This window comes from Nocardia sp. BMG111209, from assembly GCF_000381925.1.
In the GTDB taxonomy this organism is placed as follows: Bacteria; Actinomycetota; Actinomycetes; order Mycobacteriales; family Mycobacteriaceae; genus Nocardia.
Window position 1 is genome coordinate 1,458,877 of record NZ_KB907309.1, and the last position, 15,086, is coordinate 1,473,962.

The 15,086-nt window shown below is 66.6% G+C and carries 20 protein-coding genes and 1 riboswitch; of the genes, 13 read left to right on the forward strand and 7 right to left on the reverse strand.

From position 1 onward, the window contains the following. Positions 1 to 2 precede the first annotated feature (2 nt). From G361_RS0137835 to G361_RS0137880, 10 genes are all read left to right on the forward strand, one after another. On the forward strand, positions 3 to 1,070 hold the full coding sequence (locus G361_RS0137835; protein ID WP_019932355.1) for a hypothetical protein: 1,068 nt from the start codon (positions 3 to 5) through the stop codon (positions 1,068 to 1,070). A 24-nt stretch (positions 1,071 to 1,094) separates the two neighbouring features. Next, positions 1,095 to 1,346 carry a hypothetical protein gene (locus G361_RS0137840; RefSeq protein WP_019932356.1) on the forward strand — a complete coding sequence of 84 codons (252 nt, stop codon included), beginning with the start codon at positions 1,095 to 1,097 and terminating at the stop codon, positions 1,344 to 1,346. A 38-nt stretch (positions 1,347 to 1,384) separates the two neighbouring features. Next, positions 1,385 to 2,341: a glycoside hydrolase family 25 protein gene (locus G361_RS47575; protein ID WP_019932357.1), complete on the forward strand. Its 957-nt coding sequence runs from the start codon at positions 1,385 to 1,387 to the stop codon at positions 2,339 to 2,341. Between the two features lie 40 nt (positions 2,342 to 2,381). Continuing rightward, positions 2,382 to 2,678 (forward strand): hypothetical protein, encoded by a 297-nt coding sequence (locus G361_RS0137850; protein ID WP_155981984.1) that lies wholly within the window; start codon positions 2,382 to 2,384, stop codon positions 2,676 to 2,678. Next, positions 2,678 to 3,067, forward strand: coding sequence for a hypothetical protein (locus G361_RS0137855; RefSeq protein ID WP_019932359.1), 390 nt, complete (start codon positions 2,678 to 2,680; stop codon positions 3,065 to 3,067). The genes G361_RS0137850 and G361_RS0137855 overlap by 1 nt, the downstream gene beginning before the upstream one ends. A 71-nt stretch (positions 3,068 to 3,138) precedes the next feature. After that, positions 3,139 to 3,474, forward strand: a complete 336-nt coding sequence (locus tag G361_RS0137860; protein ID WP_019932360.1) for a hypothetical protein — start codon at positions 3,139 to 3,141, stop codon at positions 3,472 to 3,474. A gap of 44 nt (positions 3,475 to 3,518) precedes the next feature. Then, a complete protein-coding gene (locus G361_RS0137865; protein WP_019932361.1) occupies positions 3,519 to 3,875 on the forward strand; it encodes a hypothetical protein in 357 nt (118 codons plus the stop codon). Between the two features lie 115 nt (positions 3,876 to 3,990). Further along, entirely contained in the window at positions 3,991 to 5,004 is a 1,014-nt protein-coding gene (locus G361_RS0137870) for a hypothetical protein (protein WP_155981985.1), read from the forward strand. An 18-nt stretch (positions 5,005 to 5,022) separates the two neighbouring features. Beyond that, entirely contained in the window at positions 5,023 to 5,412 is a 390-nt protein-coding gene (locus G361_RS0137875; protein ID WP_019932363.1) for a hypothetical protein, read from the forward strand. Positions 5,413 to 5,534: 122 nt separating this feature from the next. Next, positions 5,535 to 6,101: a hypothetical protein gene (locus tag G361_RS0137880; protein ID WP_019932364.1), complete on the forward strand. Its 567-nt coding sequence runs from the start codon at positions 5,535 to 5,537 to the stop codon at positions 6,099 to 6,101. Positions 6,102 to 6,147: 46 nt separating this feature from the next. Here the strand turns inward: G361_RS0137880 and G361_RS0137885 are convergent, their stop codons facing one another. From G361_RS0137885 to G361_RS0137910, 6 genes are all read right to left on the reverse strand, one after another. After that, on the reverse strand, positions 6,148 to 6,528 hold the full coding sequence (locus G361_RS0137885) for a RodZ family helix-turn-helix domain-containing protein (RefSeq protein ID WP_081635751.1): 381 nt from the start codon (positions 6,526 to 6,528) through the stop codon (positions 6,148 to 6,150). Positions 6,529 to 6,702: 174 nt separating this feature from the next. Continuing rightward, positions 6,703 to 7,284, reverse strand: a complete 582-nt coding sequence (locus G361_RS0137890; protein ID WP_155981986.1) for an ImmA/IrrE family metallo-endopeptidase — start codon at positions 7,282 to 7,284, stop codon at positions 6,703 to 6,705. A 77-nt stretch (positions 7,285 to 7,361) separates the two neighbouring features. Next, complete coding sequence (locus G361_RS0137895; RefSeq protein WP_019932367.1) at positions 7,362 to 7,556, reverse strand: hypothetical protein; 195 nt, start codon at positions 7,554 to 7,556, stop codon at positions 7,362 to 7,364. A gap of 615 nt (positions 7,557 to 8,171) precedes the next feature. Beyond that, positions 8,172 to 9,269 (reverse strand): CaiB/BaiF CoA-transferase family protein, encoded by a 1,098-nt coding sequence (locus tag G361_RS0137900; protein ID WP_019932368.1) that lies wholly within the window; start codon positions 9,267 to 9,269, stop codon positions 8,172 to 8,174. Positions 9,270 to 9,364: 95 nt separating this feature from the next. Continuing rightward, positions 9,365 to 10,228, reverse strand: a complete 864-nt coding sequence (locus G361_RS0137905; protein ID WP_019932369.1) for an amidohydrolase — start codon at positions 10,226 to 10,228, stop codon at positions 9,365 to 9,367. An 85-nt stretch (positions 10,229 to 10,313) separates the two neighbouring features. Then, entirely contained in the window at positions 10,314 to 11,717 is a 1,404-nt protein-coding gene (locus tag G361_RS0137910; RefSeq protein ID WP_019932370.1) for an FAD-dependent oxidoreductase, read from the reverse strand. A gap of 265 nt (positions 11,718 to 11,982) precedes the next feature. Between G361_RS0137910 and G361_RS47580 the strand changes: the two genes are divergently transcribed. The 3 genes from G361_RS47580 (at position 11,983) to G361_RS0137925 (ending at position 14,263) form a co-directional block, all read left to right on the forward strand. Further along, complete coding sequence (locus tag G361_RS47580) at positions 11,983 to 12,414, forward strand: hypothetical protein (protein WP_155981987.1); 432 nt, start codon at positions 11,983 to 11,985, stop codon at positions 12,412 to 12,414. Between the two features lie 49 nt (positions 12,415 to 12,463). Further along, positions 12,464 to 12,579: riboswitch (SAM riboswitch) on the forward strand. 18 nt (positions 12,580 to 12,597) lie between these two features. Continuing rightward, complete coding sequence (locus G361_RS0137920) at positions 12,598 to 13,020, forward strand: rhodanese-like domain-containing protein (RefSeq protein ID WP_019932372.1); 423 nt, start codon at positions 12,598 to 12,600, stop codon at positions 13,018 to 13,020. Between the two features lie 28 nt (positions 13,021 to 13,048). Continuing rightward, positions 13,049 to 14,263 (forward strand): O-succinylhomoserine sulfhydrylase, encoded by a 1,215-nt coding sequence (locus tag G361_RS0137925; protein WP_019932373.1) that lies wholly within the window; start codon positions 13,049 to 13,051, stop codon positions 14,261 to 14,263. 45 nt (positions 14,264 to 14,308) lie between these two features. Here the strand turns inward: G361_RS0137925 and G361_RS0137930 are convergent, their stop codons facing one another. After that, on the reverse strand, positions 14,309 to 15,067 hold the full coding sequence (locus G361_RS0137930; RefSeq protein ID WP_052173001.1) for an HAD-IIA family hydrolase: 759 nt from the start codon (positions 15,065 to 15,067) through the stop codon (positions 14,309 to 14,311). Positions 15,068 to 15,086 lie beyond the last annotated feature (19 nt).

A 15,086-nucleotide genomic window follows, 5' to 3' on the forward strand; every position in this document is an offset into this window, starting at 1 on the left:
TCATGACATCGCCCGACAAATCCGTTCCGGCGGGCGCATACACCGGGAATGCGGCCGGCAATATCTCGGCTCTGCAATCCGTCACCTTCGAATCGGCGCAGGCTTCGGTGATCGCCGATATCTCGAGCGCCTTCGCCGGTGCCGCGAGCGGCAGTGGCGACCTGACCCGCACCACCCAGAACGTGCTGAACGCGGCCACCGCCGCGCAGACGAATGCGGGGACCGCCGGCTCGACGGCGACCGCCGCGCAGAACACCACGGCCGCCAACTCCGTTGCGATCGCCGATCTGCTCGCCACCCAGCAGACCCAGGCCAACGGCGGCAGCGTGTTCACCGACAATTTCAACCGGTCCGACCTGGGCGCCGATTACACCACCTTCAAGGTGGGTCCGGTCGCCGACCTGGTGATCATCGACGGCGAAGTCGGCCTCGCTCAGGACGGCGATCAGAACAGCGGGTACGTCCTGGCCGTGAACACGGCGAGGACCTCCGACACCGACGACCAAGCGGTGTCGGCGGTCATGGGTATCGACCGCAATTCCACATTCGCGAACGCCGTCCTCATCGCTCGGGCGGCCGCTGACCTGTCCACCTTCGTCTGGGCGTCGGCGAACCGAACACAAGTGGTGCTCGGCTGCGCTGTCCGCGACGGCAGCGGCTTCCGCACCACCACCTGGACGACCGTGTCGGCCACCGTGCACACCGGCGACACGCTGACCCTGGAATGTATCGGCAGCACCTATCAGGTGCTGGTCAACGGTGCGGCCGTGACCTCGGCGGTCGATGCCGGCCGAACGAGTCCGGTCGGAACGGCCAACCGGCACTTCGGATTCGGGGCGGCATATGCCTGGAACGGGTTGTTCTGGTCGTTCTCCTTCGACATCGCCGGTTTCACGGTCGTCGATCTCGCCGCTCCGGTCGTGTCGGGTACCGGCTGGAGCCTGCAGTGCCTGTCTGCGTCGGTCAGTGCGCCCAGCGGCGAACTACCCTTCCCGGCAGGCACTTTCGATACCCTCCGGCTGCCCGCGAGCAATGTGACGATCATCGACCAGGGCCTCGGCCGAGTATAGGTCGACAAGGCGGGCTGGTATGCCGTGTCGGTCGCGTACAAATTCCCGGCCACGGTCTACAGCCCGCTCGGTTGCGATCTCTGGTGGGCGCCGAGTCCGGCGGGACCCTGGTCGATCCTGCAGTCGGGTTACCCCCTGGCCGCCTCGGCGGCGGCGGAGACCTTCGTGGTCTATCTCGCTGCGGGATCGGTTGTCTGCCCGGGCTATTCGAGTCCGGTGAGCAGTACCGTCACCGGGCCCAACACCTATTTCGACGGCGCGTTCATCAGCTACTGACGCGGTGACCGGGCCGATCTTCTTCCGAGGGGGCGAGGATGACGATCTTCGGCATCGACATCTCCAACAACAACGGGCCGGACATCGATCTGGCCGAAGTGGCCCGTGAGGGCTTCCGATTCGTCTTCGGCAAGGTGTCGGAGGGCAACGGATTCATCGATTACACCTGGCCGGGCTATCGAGCCGCGGCGCACGCCAACGGGCTGCTCGTCGCCGGATACCACTATCTGCGGGCGGACAGCGATCCGGCCGATCAGGCCCGGCTGTTCACCACCCATCTCGGCGATGCCGCCGCGATGGTCGACTTCGAGGCGAATTCCGGTGGCATCGAGACCTTCTGGGCGTTCATCGATGCGGTGCACGCGTGCGGCCACCGGATCGCGCTGTCCTACATCCCACGCTGGTACTGGCAGCAGATCGGCTGTCCGGACCTGTCGCGGGTGCCGGGACTGATCCAGTCCAGCTATGTGGCGGGCTCCGGCCCGGCGTCGGCGCTGTATCCCGGCGACGGCACCACGTTCTGGAACGGCTTCGGCGGCCGGGCCGTCGACATTCTGCAGTTCACCGATCAGGCCTGGGTAGCAGGGCATTCGGTCGACGCGAATGCGTTCGCGGGTTCGTTCGATCGATTGCAGGCCCTGCTGAGCCCGGCACCGACCACAACCCAGGGAGCACTCATGGCGCTGAGCGATGCGCAGCAGACCGATCTGTTCGAGAAGGTCCAGGAAATCTGGGAGCAGTTGCGCGGGCCGCAGGGGCAGGGCTGGCCACAGCTGGGCAGAAATTCCCAGGGCCAGAACCGGACCATCGTCGACGCGGTCGCCGAACTACCCGGCGAGATCGCCGGGTTGATCGCACCCGCGGCCGTCGTGGTACCGGTGCCGCCCGTCTCGGGCGCGTCGGCCACCGGCGGGCCCATTCCGGCCGTATCCGCTCCCGGGGCCGCCGCCGCACCCGCCGCCTCGACGACCGAGGACCCGAAACCGGCTGTATGACAGCCCGATCGCCGCATGACCTTATCTACGAGGAGCTTTCATGGTGCCCACTGGTGCGCAGAACAACATCGGTACACAAAAGTCCACTGCCGCAGGAGCTTTCGTCGCTCGTAACGCGAAGGCCGTGGTCTCGTTCCTGGGTGGTGTGATCAATCTCCTCGCGGTGTCGGCAGCATTGTTCCAACTGGCCCCGGCCGACGTCGCGGGCGTGGGCGCCGGTCTGGTGGCCGTTCTGGAGCTGCTGCGCACGGTGAACGTGTGGATCGTCCGCAACGAATCCGTGCTCGAGGCCGCCGCCGACGAACTGGCGGGTGCTCCGGCCAACGAGGTCGCCTGATGGAACTACTCGATATCCACACCGCGCTCACCGCGGCGCTGTTCCTCGGCGGCACCGGTATCTCCGCGCTGTTCGCCTGGATGCGGGCCCGCAAATTGCAGCCGGCCGAGAACATGCGCTACGAGGTCGCGGCGGCGAAGGACGTCAACGAGATGGCGCTGACGACGCTGTCCCGGGTATCCACCGAACTGCGCGACGTCACCGTCCGCCTCGATGCGGTCGAAGCGGCGCAGGAGGCATCGATACGTGAATTGAGCCGTGTCACCGGTCTGTTCCGCGAGGCGCTCGGGGTGCTGCGCGGCGTGATCGAGGCGGCCCGCGCCGGCCGTATCCCGGATCTGCACATGTCTCGCGAACTGATGGCCGAAGTAGAGCACAACGCGGGCTGACGCGGCCTTCCCGACCATTTCCCGTCCGTTGCTCATCCATGTCGAGCAGGTGAAACGACCGAAGGAACCACATGACTACACCCATCGACCCGGGATTTCTCGGGTACCAGCCGACCGTCGAACCGCTGAAGTTGACCACCGGCGCCAGTTTCGTGCAGACGATCCAGCCGTCCGGCGGAGCGACCTTCCCCACCGGCACCACGGTGGCCATCGTGCTCACGTCGCCGGGCGGTACCTCGCTGGGGTCGTGGCCCGCAACCGTGACCTCCACTCAGGCCGGCTGGAACGTCCCCAACGCCACGTGCGACGCGATTCCGGCGAACTCCCGCTACACCGTGCTGGTCACCTATCCGACCCCGCAATCGGCCAGTTACGCCTGGTACGAGGGCACCGTCATCCGTACGTAGCCCACTGCCGCCACCAGTTCACCCATTTCACGAAGGAGCGATCCATGTCCGTCATCGTCCCCAGCACCCAGGCCTACCTGGCCAACTCGTACACCCAGATCAACGGTGCCACCGGCCTTTTCCTCTCCATCCACAACGCCGATCCGGGGCCGACCGGTACCCCGGCCACGGAGGCCACCGGCAGCGGCTACGCCCGGCAGGCGGTGCACTGGAATCCGGTGACCACCGGAACCGCCTCGGGTCAGCAGGTGACCATGACCGTGCCCGCCGGCACCTGGACCTACGCCGGTCTCTGGACCGCGGCCACCGGCGGCACCATGGTCGATCGCGTGCAGATCGCCAGCACCACCGTCTCCGGTGCGAGCACCCTGCTGGTCACCCCGAGCTTCACCATCAGCTGATCGACGAGTTGTCGGCCGCGACGCCTGCCACCACATATTCGCGAGGTGGCAGGCGTCGGCCGACTCCGCCGAGGCCGGGTATCCGGGCTCGGACGAATGACCATCGGAGGCACAGTTGAGCTCTGCATCCGCGGCGATCGTGGCCACGTTGCCCACGCCGCCCACCAATATCGTCGTGGTGCCGAGCGCGCCGGCGATTTCCCGTCCCCTGCCGGCCGCTCCGCTCATCGTCATCGATGGGACGAGGGTGCCGGTCATCCCCCCGTTCATCCGCGCGAGCTTCGCCGGGATCGGTGCGCCGGCCGCCTCGTACAGTGTGTCGGCTCCGGCGTCGGTACAAGGCGGCGCGACCGGCGCCCTGGCCGTAGCGCTGGTGGTACACGCGTCGGTGCCGGCTGCGTTCGGCGGTACCGGTTCACCCGGAAATATGCTGATCTACGGTGCCGGTGTCGTACTGGCGCTCCCCGCACAGTTCACTGCCGCAGGCACCGCGACCGCCACCGACGCCGCGTACGGTTGCACGGCCGCGCTCGCCGTAGGGGTGAACCGCGTAACCTCCTCCGTACTGGCGACTTTCGGTGGTACGGGATTGCTGACCACCCAGTTTGCGCTGCCGCCCAGCGTCAATGCCGCGGCCAGCACCATGGGCACGTTGTCGGCCGTAACCGGTGTGTACGCGACATTCACCGGCACCGGGACTCCGGCGGCCGGCCTGTGGGCTCCTTCGGGAATGATCATGGGCAGCAACCAGCAAGGACCGATGGACGCCGCCTGGCATCTGCTCGGCGGCTGGACGGCAAATACCACGAGCTATCCGGGCTCGACCGTATCGTCCAATGCACTTGTGGCACAGGGACAAAATGCCAGCGCCACGGTGGCCGCCACCATCACCTGGGCGTCGGCGACCTACGTCTATCCCAACAAGCTGGCCGTGCGCATCTGGCAGAACGCTGGGCTGATCGCCACCGGCACCGGTTCCACGAGCAGTCCGCTGCAGCTGAGTGCTGTGGTACCGGTGTCGGTCAATGATCGGTTCACGGTCGAAGTGCAGGACAGCTCGGGCAACAACGGCAGCTTCTACCAGGCGACCATCGACGGTGGTAGCTCCACATCATTGAAGATAACCTGATCAGCGAGCGAGGATTGCATGATCTTCTCAGTGACGCTGCCGGCCCAGGTTGCGGCGGGCGCGGACGCGGTGGCCGTTGCCGGTGTGTACTCGCAGGCCTTCTACAGCGGCGACACCGTTACCGATATCCAAATCGTCGCACCCGCCGGATATCCGACCGTGAACGGCGCGGCGACGAACAACGTCACGTTCAGCGTCCGCCAATTGCGCGCCGGCGCGGTCGTGTCCACCCTGGGAACACTCGTTCTCGGTTCGGGCACAACGCTTTCCGCCGAACAAGCGGTATCGGTTCCGATCGCCGTCCAGCCGATTCTCGAGGCGGGCGATGTACTCGACGTGCTGATGCACCAGAACGCGCTCGGGCAAGCGATTTCGGCCGGCCTGATCGTCTCGGTCTTCGTGAGCTGAGGAAGAGACGCCACGAAAGCGCTTCGTAGCATCGAACTTCGGGCCCGTGGCCCGGCCTGCGCCGGGCCACGGGCCCTTTCTCTTCCGGTCAACAAGGAGTAATTGTGCACCACACTGTCGCCATGTCGTTCGACGGGCTCTACATCGGTAACGAGCAATTGTTGATTCCCGGGTTCTCGGGATTCGAAGAAATGCGTACCATGAACGAGTTCAGCTCGTTGCGACTCTATGCGAACTATGACGACGCCGATCTGCATCAGGTATCGGCGATAACATTCGCCAGTGCCGAACCGGCACAACAGGGAATCGGGTTCCCGGTATGGAATTTGCTCGGTCTCGTGCATGCCTACGGTGGCGTCTGGTACGAGCTGTATTACACAATCGGGACCGTTCCGGCGAGCGGGAACAGCGACAAGACGATGGTATTCGTCGGCCAGCCGGGCACGATGCAGTTCTACGTTCCCGGCCTCGTCGCGATCGATGGGATACATCAGACGAACGACCAGGGCGAGGTCGAGGTCTATGTGCGGGCCAACGGCGACAACGCCGCCGAGGTCCATCAGGTGACCATCGGAGGCAGCCGCCCCAACCGCGAGATTCCGGCCGGTGCAACCGATCTCGGTATCATCCACCCCTGGGGCAACTGGCAGTACGTCTATGCGACCGACACGATCGTGCCGGCCGCCTGACGTGATGCCCGATCGATGATCGGTGACCGCGCAGCGGTGTGGTGACTCACCGTGCGCGCAGTCCCGCGATGAACGCGGCGACCTTGCTCAGATCCGCCTCGGACAGGCCCGACAGGTCCACGACCGGACCGGCGTCGCGACGCTGCAATTCGACGACAGCCGGCGCGGTGAATCCCGTTTTCCGAAGCAGGGGAACGGGATCCATACCGACGGCGTCCGCCATGGCTTGTAGTGTGCGGGCGGTGGTCCGGGCCGTGATCTTCTTCTCGTCCTTGTACTGGGTGCCCAACTCCACCTGGGTCCAGAGGCTGACGCTGATACCGGCCGCGCGCGCCGCACTGTCACGAGACAGACCTCTGGCCTGCCGGGCATCCCGGATCGCTTCGCTGACCTCCTGGGGTACTGGGGCGCTCTGACGATTGCTCATACAGCCAGGCTAGCTGATTACGTGTATTTACACCCACTCCCTGTAGGCCTCTCAGGTTGCTCTCAGTGGGCTTCTACCTGGCGCTTAAGTAACTACTGTCGAGTAGCTACGGTAGCCCGGATGGGCATGCGGATCTCCCGTAGCATGCAATGAATCCCGCATTATATGCATCGTTCAACGGTGCGAGACGATGTCCGGCAATGCCGATCGGATCGCTTCCGGTAGCTTTCGGCGTATCGGGACCGGATCCGCGTGGGTCCAGATGCAACTGATCGGAAGCGGATAGTCGCCGGCCGTCGACCAGTCGAGCCGATTCACCGAGTCTGCCGGCAGGATGCGGCGTTCGGTGCGGGACAGGCTGCGCAGCCGGTACCGGACTGTGTCGGGATTCACGTTGAGCCAGTCGGCCGCATCCTCGATGCGGGTGTACCGGGCGGTCGCGTCCTTGAGATCCCCGACCGGGATCAGGTTGCGACAGGCCGCTTCGTACACCCGCAGTTCGGCGGCCAGGCGGGACTCCCGGCCCATTCGCGCTCGGCGGACCGTATCCGAATGTTCCAGTTGCGCATGGGCGATCGCGTGGGCAAGGCCCTCACGGCGATCGCGGGCGGGGAGATCCGCCGAGATCATCACCGCCCGATGCGCGGGTTCCCAGATGACGATCGATGCCTCGAAGCCCAGGACGCCGATGGTGATGTCCAGTTTCGCGGCATGAATCCGAGCATCGTAGATCCGATTGGCTCTGCGATTGGGCATGATGCCGAGACCCCATTTCACCTTGTCACCCCCCGGGCCCCTCTGGTTGTTCGGGGGCCGGTGTGCTTCCCGCCGCGCTATCGAAGCGTCGTGAGGAAGCTGTCGATCAGCTGCTGGTCGTGTCGACTCAGATCCGCCAGGTCGCCGGACCTGAGGAGAAGCTGCCGCGCCCGTTCGCGGTCCGCTGGAAGACTCCCCTGCTCCGCGGCCGATGCCGAGGTGAAGCCACCATCGGACTCCTCGGGTGTCTGCGAGTCGAGCTTCGGTGCCATACGGCGGAGTCTACCCCGCTTCTCCCTTCAACCCTTGGTGGGGCGGCGAGCCGATTTGCGGCTGAGGTCCGGGCGCGCAAGGGATTTGGCGGTATGTGCGCGATCGTCCGGGCATCCGGCCGTTCGGGTTATTCCCGGTGTTGCCGAGATCGCTCGGCGTGGAATGAAATTCGAATCGGCACAGAAACGAATCACCGAAAAGTGAATATTCGCAAGGCATTCCGATTGCACCGTGTGGAAAATTGCCCGAAAGAAAGGGTAGAGTCACCGACGCCTCCCGTCCCGAACGGGGGCGGCCCGTACCCATGGCCGTCCCTGTCAGGGAAAGGAGGTGAATGGGAGATGGTCGGAAAACACCGTAAGACGGTGGGTAAACACCGGAAAGGTGAGCCGGCGAACCGTGCAGCCAAGTTCTTTGCAAGCGCTGCAACGGCCGCCGTACTCATCTACACGTTCATTCGCGTGCAGCGAATGAACTGACCCATCCGGGCCGGGTGTCGTTCACAGCGGCACTCGGCCCGTCGTCACCAGGTGACGTGCACAGCATACCCGCCATTCGCCCGGCTGGGTAATGTTACCCAACTCGGTAATGTATGTGCGCGAGCGGAAAAGGTTTCAGTCCACCCACACCTGTTCGATCGGAGTCCCCGCGCTCGGCGGCGGAGTCGGAATGCCGCTCGGTGTGCGGGAGAAGCGCGGCGCCGGTGCGTGCTGGACGACGCCTTCGATCTCGATCAGGCTGCCGCGGGCGGTGAGGTGTTCGTTCTCCTCGGCCTCGGTGAAGGTGAGGATCGGGGTGACGCAGGCGTCGGTGCCGGCGAAGACGGCGGTCCATTCGTCGCGGGTGCGGCTCTTGAACTTCTCCGTGAACAGTTTCCGCAGCTGGTCCTGGGAGGCGGGGTCGAGTTGGTGGGGCAGGCCCTCCGGGTCGATCTCCAAGCCGCGCAACAGTTCCGCGTAGAACTGGCCCTCGATCGGGCCGACCGCCATGTAGCCGCCGTCGGAGGTCTCGTAGGTGTCGTAGAACGACATGCCGGTGTCGAGCAGGTTGGTGCCGCGCTCGTCGGACCACAGGCCCATGCCGCGCATACCCCAGATCATGTGCGAAAGGGCAAGGGCGCCATCGACCATCGCGGCATCGATCACCTGGCCGCGGCCGGACTTCGCCCGTTCGACCAGGGCCGCCAGCACACCCATCACGAGGAACATCGACCCACCGCCGAAGTCGCCCACCATGTTCAGCGGCGGCACCGGTCGTTCACCCTTGCGGCCGATGGCATTCAGCACACCGGTGAGGGAGATGTAGTTGATGTCGTGGCCCGCGCGGTCGGCCAGCGGGCCGGATTGGCCCCAGCCGGTCATCCGGCCGTACACCAGGCCGGGATTGCGCGCCAGGGTCGTCTCCGGGCCGAGGCCCATGCGCTCGGTGACGCCGGGGCGGAAGCCCTCGATCAGCACATCGGCCTTGTCGATGAGCGTCAGCACCTTCTCGATCTCGGCCGGATCCTTCAGATTGGCCTCGACGATGGTGCGGCCCCGCCACTGCGGCCGGTCCATGACGCCCGGCAGCATTCCGGGACGCTGGACCCGCACCACGTCGGCGCCCAGATCGGCCAGCAGCAGCGCCGCGTGCGGACCGGGGCCGATACCGGCCAGTTCGACAATCCTGATGCCCGCCAGCGGTCCCTGTTTCGCGGTGGATGGAGTGCTCACGACCTACCTCGGTTCGTCCTCGATGCCTACGTCCGGACCATAACGGACTGTTGGCATCCGGACAACAAGCCGGTCCGCCGGTCGGGACCGTGACGTTACTCGATGATCGGCAGCGGCCGGGTGTCGTCACCGGAGGGCAGTTCGTCGCGGTGCAGGCGGAGGGTGGACGGGCCGACGGCCGGTAGCGGCCGGGTGGTGGTGGCCGGGTCGGTGGGCACCGCCTTGACCGGCAGACCATAGAAGGCGCGGGCGTTGTCGTCCAGCACCCGGTACATATCGGTGCCGATGGTGTCGGCGATCAGGCCGATATCGGAGTCGCGGAAGGCGCGGCCGGTGCGGATGCCGGGCAGGTCGGTGCCGAACATCAGCGCCCGCGGGCTGACCGCGTGGATGCGGCGCAGCGCGCGGGGGACGTTCATCGCCACCCGGCCGAAGCCGGACGCCTTCACCTTGGCGCCGCGATCCACCAGATTCAGCAGGTAGGGCAGGCATTCGTCGGACATGCCCAGGTGGTCCACCGACAGCGCGGGCAGCTTGCTGATCACCGGTTGCAGCGAGCCCAGGGTGGATCCGTCGATGTAGAGCTCGACATGCCAGCGGACCAGGTCCCAGGCGCGGCGCGCCTGCTGGGTCAGGGTGACGATATCGCCGGCGGCGCGTTTCAGGTTGAATCGCAGCGCCCGCACGCCGTGGCGGTGCAGTTCCAGGATCTGCTCGTCGGTGGTGTCGGGGTGCAGATTGGTCACCCCGACCCAGCCCGGCCCGAGCTCGGTCAGCGCCGCCCGCAGGAAGCTCTGATCGGTGCCCTGGAACGAACCGCTGACCACCGCACCACCGTCGACATCGAAGTGCGCCATGCGCTTTCGATAGTCGGCGATGGTGTAGGGCGGCGGCAGGTAGCCCTCGTTCACGACCAACGGGAACCGCGGGTCGACGATGTGGAAATGGGCATCGAACACGTGATCAGCATGCCTCGAGACGGGGACGGATGGGGATCCGGGCGACTCGCCGGGGGGATGCCGGACGACTATCGATATCCGGTGATCAGCGCTTGTGCGGTTCGCTCGCCGCGAGCATTTCGTCTCGTTCGACGACCTTCACCCGCTCGCGGCCCTGCGGTTCGCCGAGGGCGCGTTCGTGGGCGTCGAGGCGGTACCAACCGGCCCAGGTGGTGAACGGGATGCCCTTGCTCTCCAGCCAGCCGGTCACCGCGTCCGGTTCCGGTTCCGGGGCGGGGGTGAAATTCGGGGCGTCGTCGAGCAGGCAGGCGATGGTCTCGTTCGCGTCGCCCTTGGTGTGACCGATCAGGCCGACCGGGCCGCGCTTGATCCAGCCGGTGACATAGGTGCCGGGCAGGTAGCGGCCGTCGCCGTCGGCGTGCTCGTCGGCCAGCACCCGGCCGGCCTCGTTCGGGACGGTGCCCGCCTGGTCGTCGAACGGCAGCTGGGCGATGTTCTGCGACAGGTAGCCGACGGCGCGGTAGACCGCCTGCACGTCCCAGGTGTTGAACTCGCCGGTGCCCTTCACGTTGCCGGTGCCGTCGAGCGCGGTGCGTTCGGTGCGCAGGCCCGCGACCTTGCCGTGCTCGTCGCCGAGGATCTCCGCGGGGCTCTCGAAGAAGTGCAGGAACAACTTGTGCGGGCGAGCGCCGACGTCGCGGATGGCCCACTGCTCGAGGGTGTTGCAGACCATATCGGCCTGCTTCGAATGCCGGCGCGCGGCTTCCGAACCCTCGTCGTAGTCGATGTCCTCCGGGTCGACGATGACCTCGATATTGGGAGAGTGGTCCAGTTCCCGCAGCTCGAGCGGGGTGAACTTGGCCTGCGCGGGACCGCGGCGGCCGAATACGTGGACCTCGAGGGCCTTGTTGGCGCGCAGGCCCGCGTAGACGTTCGGCGGGATCTCCGTCGGGAGCAGTTCGTCACCGGTCTTGGCGAGGACGCGCGCGACGTCGAGGGCGACGTTGCCGACGCCGAGGACGGCGACCTTCTCGGCCTCCAGGGGCCAGCTGCGGGGGACGTCGGGGTGGCCGTCGTACCAGGAGACGAAATCCGCGGCGCCGAAGGAGCCCTCCAGATCGATGCCCTGGATCGGGAGGGCGCGGTCGGCGTTGGCGCCGGTGGAGAAGATGACCGCGTCGTAGAACCTGCGCAGATCCTCGAGGGTGATGTCGCTGCCGTAGTCGATGTTGCCGAGCAGGCGGACCTGCGGCTTGTCGAGAACCTTGTGCAGCGCGGTGACGATGCCCTTGATCCGCGGATGGTCCGGCGCGACGCCGTAGCGGATCAGGCCGAACGGTGCGGGCATCCGCTCGTACAGATCGATGCTCACCTCGGCATCGGACTTCATCAAGGCGTCGGCGGCATAGATGCCCGCCGGTCCGGCACCCACGATGGCGATGCGCAACGGGCGATCCGCACTCTGTCGATCGGCGCTGTGTTCGGTCATTCTCAGGCGCACCCTCTGGTTGGAAACTCTGGTCTCAGCCGTCTTTCTTAGCTTAGGCTAAGTTGACGCTCGGACGGGCTCCCCCCGGCGTCCCCGACATCCCATCGATGCTGCATCGTTGCTGCAAGGATCCGGTTGGCGCCGCGGCGGCCGCCAGTTCCCGAAGATTCTATCGGTGACGGCTATCGCCTCCGTTCCCCCGCCCCCGGCGGGAAATGCCGGGCGTGACTCCCGACACACCGGGCGACCAGGGATGATCAATGCCATGACCACGCCCGACGAGGAACCCGTCGTCATCGATCAGCGGGAAAAGACCCGGTCCGCCCTGCCTTTCCTGGCGGCCTTCGCGATCGCCCTGGTGGTGCTCGTGGCCGTGGTGGTCCTCGAGGCGACCCGGCCCGCCGAGAGAAACCTCACAGATTCCGACAAGATGGCCACCGCGGTGCGCGATTACGCCGACGCCTGGAACGCCGCCGATCCCGCGAAGCTGACCGCGGCGGCCTGTGCCGGATTCGATCCGGCGCGTTCGCCGCTCGCCGCCGCCGCGGGGAAGAAGGTCGATCTCGTCCGGCTCGCCGATCCGAGTATCGACGGCGATCACGGCAAGGTGACCGTGACCGGTTCGGTGGACGGGAAGGAGTCGTCGGGCACCTGGTCGCTGACCCGCTCCGGCGGGGTCTGGCGCGTGTGCGATTGAGGCCGTCGGAGTTTGACAGGCAACCCGATCACCGGGCAATCTCTTTGCAGGTCATGAGTACCAGCGTCAAGCCCCGGCTCGCTGGTCGGCAACCCTCTTTCGCGGCGGGGTGCTCCGGGTGACGACCTGGCCGCGCACCGGCTCCCGGTGCGGCAAGTGCGGATTCTCGAGGAGGTTCGACAGATGAGCTACGCAGGCGATATCACCCCACTGCAGGCGTGGGAATTGTTGCGGGACAACCCGGATGCGGTGCTGGTGGATGTGCGCACCGAGGCCGAGTGGCGGTTCGTCGGGGTGCCCGACACCGCCTCGATCGACCGGCCGACGGCGCTGATCGAATGGGTCGATCTCGGTGGCGCGCGCAACGAGGCCTTCGTCGATCAGCTGAAGCAGGCGCTCGCCGGGCGCGCCGAGGGCAGCGATGCCCCGGTCGTCTTCCTCTGCCGTTCCGGTCAGCGGTCGATCGGCGCGGCGACGGCGGCCACCGCGGCCGGCTTCGCCCCGTCCTACAACGTGCTCGAGGGTTTCGAGGGCGCGCTGGACGAGCAGGCCCATCGTGGCGCCGCCGGCTGGCGGGCGCATGGACTGCCGTGGCGGCAGTCGTGATCGCGGCGGAAACCGAAGGGAGACAGGCATGATCACGGGTGGAGCGTTCGAGAAGCCGTTGCCCTCGGGTGTCGGCCCGGCGACGCTGGGAGTCCGGGGTGGACTGCGGCGCTCCGGTTTCGAGGAGACCTCCGAGGCGCTGTATCTGTCGTCCGGATTCGTCTACGAGAGCGCCGAGGCGGCCGAGGCCGCGTTCACCGGCGACGTCGAGCACTTCGTCTACTCCCGCTACGGCAATCCGACGGTCGCGATGTTCGAGGAGCGGCTGCGCCTGCTCGAGGGCGCCGAGGCCTGTTTCGCCACCGCCAGCGGCATGTCGGCGGTGTTCACCGCACTGGCCGCGCTGCTCGCCGCGGGCGATCGGCTGGTGGCCGCGCGCAGCCTGTTCGGCTCCTGTTTCGTGGTGTGCAACGAGATCCTGCCGCGCTGGGGTGTGGAGACCGTCTTCGTCGACGGTGAGGATCTGGACCAGTGGGAGCAGGCGCTGTCGGTGCCGACCACCGCGGTGTTCTTCGAGACCCCGTCCAATCCGATGCAGACCCTGGTCGATGTGCGCCGGGTCACCGAACTGTCGCACGCCGCGGGCGCGAAGGTGGTGCTGGACAACGTCTTCGCGACCCCGCTGTTGCAGCGCAGCCTGCCGCTGGGTGCGGATGTGGTGGTGTACTCCGGCACCAAGCACATCGACGGTCAGGGCCGGGTGCTCGGCGGGGCCATCCTCGGTGCGAAGGACTACATCGACGGCCCGGTCAAGAACCTCATGCGGCACACCGGTCCGGCGCTGAGCCCCTTCAACGCGTGGACGCTGCTCAAGGGCCTGGAGACGATGCCGCTGCGCGTGATGCAGTCGGCCACCTCGGCGCTGCGGATCGCGGAGTTCCTGGAACAGCATCCGGCCGTGTCCTGGACGAAATACCCGTTCCTGCAGTCACATCCGCAGTACGATCTGGCGCGCAGTCAGATGAGCGGCGGCGGTACGGTCGTCACCTTCGAACTGGCGGCCAATCCGGACGAGGGCAAGAAGCGCGCCTTCGAGGTGCTCAATCGCCTTCGCATCGTGGACATCTCGAACAACCTCGGTGATTCCAAGACCCTCATCACCCATCCGGCGACCACCACGCATCGCGCGATGGGTGCGGAAGGCCGTGCGGCCGTGGGGATCACGGACGGCGTGCTGCGGATCTCGGTGGGCCTGGAGGATATCGACGATCTGCTCGGCGATCTGGATCACGCGCTGGGCTGAGCCGGTACCGGTGGCGTTCGCGTCCGGCGGACGCCACCGAATCCCTCAGCCGGCGAACGGATTCGAGGTGCGGCCGACCAGATCGGCCACCGAATCCAGCACCACCGTGGGGCGGTAGGGGAACTGTTCGAACGAGGCGCGGGTGGAGATGCCCGACATCACCAGGATCGTCCGCATCCCCGCCTCCAGCCCGGCGATCACATCGGTGTCCATCCGGTCGCCGATCATCACCGTGGACTGCGAATGAGCGCCGATGCGGCGCAACGCCGATCGCATCATCAGCGGATTCGGCTTGCCGACGTAGTACGGTTCGCGCCCGGTGGCCCGGGTGATCAGCGCCGCCACCGAACCGGTCGCGGGCAGCAGGCCCTCGCGCGACGGTCCGGTCGCGTCCGGATTGGTCGCGATGAAGCGGGCGCCGCGGTCGACCAGGCGGATCGCGGTGGTGATGGCCTCGAAGGAATACGTGCGGGTCTCGCCGAGCACCACATAGTCCGGATCGCTGTCGGTGAGTACGTAGCCGATCTCGTGCAGCGCGGTGGTGAGGCCGGACTCGCCGACCACATATGCGGTGCCGCCGGGCCGCTGATCGTCGAGGAAGGTGGCCGTCGCCAGCGCGGAGGTCCAGATCGCCTCCTGGGGAATGTCGAGGCCGGAGTGCCGCAGCCGGGCCTGCAGATCGCGCGGCGTGCGAATCGAGTTGTTGGTGAGGACCAGGAACGGGACGCCGTTGGCCTGCAGTTCCGCCAGGAACTTGTCGGCGCCGGGAATCGGATGGTCCTCGTGCACCAGCACGCCGTCCATGTCGGTCAGGTAGGACAGG

Bases quoted from the DNA above. Each gene is read 5' to 3' on its own strand.
- G361_RS0137895 (WP_019932367.1), bottom strand. From the start codon at position 7,556: ATGGCACCGAAGCTCGACTCGCAGACACCCGAGGAGTCCGATGGTGGC.
- G361_RS0137885 (WP_081635751.1), bottom strand. From the start codon at position 6,528: ATGAGCAATCGTCAGAGCGCCCCAGTACCCCAGGAGGTCAGCGAAGCG.
- G361_RS0137910 (WP_019932370.1), bottom strand. From the start codon at position 11,717: ATGACCGAACACAGCGCCGATCGACAGAGTGCGGATCGCCCGTTGCGC.
- G361_RS0137920 (WP_019932372.1), top strand. From the start codon at position 12,598: ATGAGCTACGCAGGCGATATCACCCCACTGCAGGCGTGGGAATTGTTG.
- G361_RS0137855 (WP_019932359.1), top strand. From the start codon at position 2,678: ATGGAACTACTCGATATCCACACCGCGCTCACCGCGGCGCTGTTCCTC.
- G361_RS0137880 (WP_019932364.1), top strand. From the start codon at position 5,535: ATGTCGTTCGACGGGCTCTACATCGGTAACGAGCAATTGTTGATTCCC.
- G361_RS0137930 (WP_052173001.1), bottom strand. From the start codon at position 15,067: ATGGACGGCGTGCTGGTGCACGAGGACCATCCGATTCCCGGCGCCGAC.
- G361_RS47575 (WP_019932357.1), top strand. From the start codon at position 1,385: ATGACGATCTTCGGCATCGACATCTCCAACAACAACGGGCCGGACATC.
- G361_RS0137865 (WP_019932361.1), top strand. From the start codon at position 3,519: ATGTCCGTCATCGTCCCCAGCACCCAGGCCTACCTGGCCAACTCGTAC.
- G361_RS0137925 (WP_019932373.1), top strand. From the start codon at position 13,049: ATGATCACGGGTGGAGCGTTCGAGAAGCCGTTGCCCTCGGGTGTCGGC.
- G361_RS0137835 (WP_019932355.1), top strand. From the start codon at position 3: ATGACATCGCCCGACAAATCCGTTCCGGCGGGCGCATACACCGGGAAT.
- G361_RS0137875 (WP_019932363.1), top strand. From the start codon at position 5,023: ATGATCTTCTCAGTGACGCTGCCGGCCCAGGTTGCGGCGGGCGCGGAC.
- G361_RS0137890 (WP_155981986.1), bottom strand. From the start codon at position 7,284: ATGCCCAATCGCAGAGCCAATCGGATCTACGATGCTCGGATTCATGCC.
- G361_RS0137860 (WP_019932360.1), top strand. From the start codon at position 3,139: ATGACTACACCCATCGACCCGGGATTTCTCGGGTACCAGCCGACCGTC.
- G361_RS0137850 (WP_155981984.1), top strand. From the start codon at position 2,382: ATGGTGCCCACTGGTGCGCAGAACAACATCGGTACACAAAAGTCCACT.
- G361_RS47580 (WP_155981987.1), top strand. From the start codon at position 11,983: ATGACCACGCCCGACGAGGAACCCGTCGTCATCGATCAGCGGGAAAAG.